The organism is Firmicutes bacterium HGW-Firmicutes-1, assembly GCA_002841625.1.
In the GTDB taxonomy this organism is placed as follows: domain Bacteria; phylum Bacillota; class Clostridia; order Lachnospirales; family Vallitaleaceae; genus HGW-1.
Genome location: PHAG01000013.1, coordinates 117,388 through 117,965, shown reverse-complemented (window position 1 = coordinate 117,965; position 578 = coordinate 117,388). Strand labels below are relative to the sequence as shown.

Annotated in this window: 2 pseudogenes (both only partly in view); one reads left to right on the top strand and one right to left on the bottom strand. The window is 45.2% G+C overall.

The annotated features are described in order from the left end of the window. Positions 1-405: 405 nt before the first annotated feature. Positions 406-578 (bottom strand): annotated as a pseudogene (locus CVU84_15485) (hypothetical protein) (it continues 58 nt past the right edge of the window). Next, positions 564-578: pseudogene (locus tag CVU84_15480) on the top strand (hypothetical protein); it runs 1,305 nt beyond the window's last position. The pseudogenes CVU84_15485 and CVU84_15480 overlap by 73 nt on opposite strands.

The window sequence follows — 578 nt, the reverse complement described above, 5'->3', positions numbered from 1 at the left end:
TAATAATAATTTGTTTCTATTAGGAACAATAAATTATGCAATCTAGGGTAGACAAAGTATTGATAAATTCCAAAAAATAAAGTAAGGTTAGAGGAGGAAAAAAATGGCACAAGTAATGGGTAGTTATAAGACAAGCAGTTATAAACCGACATCCATGCCAAGCAGTAGCTATAAACCAGCGACATCCATGCCAAGTAGTAGCTATAAGCCAGCGACATCCATGCCAAGCAGTAGCTATAAGCCGACGACATCCATGCCAAGCAGTAGCTATAAGCCAGTGACAACAACGACAAGCAGTAGCTATAAGCCAGCGACAACAACGACAAGTAGTAGCTATAAGCCAGCGGCGATGCCAACGACAAGTAGCAGTTACAAGGCAGCCGCAACAACGACCAGCAGTAGTAGCTATAAGCCAGCAACACCAATGCCAAGTGCAAGCCCGAAAGCAGCAACACCAATGCCAAGTGCAAGCCCGAAAGCAGCAACACCAATGCCAAGTGCAAGCCCGAAAGCAGCAACACCAATGCCAAGTGCAAGCTCGAAAGCAGCAACACCAATGCCAAGTGCAAGCTCGAAAG